This is a genomic window from Vibrio sp. 2134-1, assembly GCF_033339495.1.
Map to the genome: position 1 here is coordinate 1 of NZ_JAWOUS010000820.1, position 553 is coordinate 553.

General features: G+C 50.6%; 1 protein-coding gene. It reads right to left on the bottom strand.

The window, feature by feature from the left end; translation table 11 throughout:
* Positions 1-553: SDR family NAD(P)-dependent oxidoreductase (locus R7R78_RS28720; RefSeq protein ID WP_225474921.1), on the bottom strand; the 553-nt coding region annotated here is incomplete at both ends.

Here is a 553-nt window from a genome sequence, read left to right on the forward strand (position 1 = left end):
AGAAACGCAACGCCATTGGCGATATCTTGCCCCGAGCCCATACGTCCTAGGGGCGTCTTACTTTCCATCATTTGAATGACTTTCTCTGGCAGGTTCTTGGTCATGTCGGTGGTGATAAAACCAGGGGCAACACAGTTCACTCGGATTTGAGCGCCCTTTCTCGATAGCTCTTTCGCCCAACCTTTGCTCATCGCGATCACGCCACCTTTACTCGCGCCGTAGTTACTTTGCCCAATGTTGCCATCCGTACCCACGATAGAAGAAATGCTGACAATGCTACCTGCGCCCTGCCCTAGCATTACTGGCGCGACGCGTTGAGTAAGTAAGAACACAGCCTTTAAGTTCACATCGATTACGCTGTCCCAATCTTGTTCTAGCATATCTGGCAGCAATGCATCGCGAGTAATACCCGCGTTATTAACCAGCGCATCGATTCTTCCATGCTGCTCTACAATACTGTCTACCGCTTCGCTAACAGCAGCGGCATCACACAAATTGACTTGATAACTGCTTAGCTGCGCCGACTGGCTCCATTCCACAGGCGAGATATCCA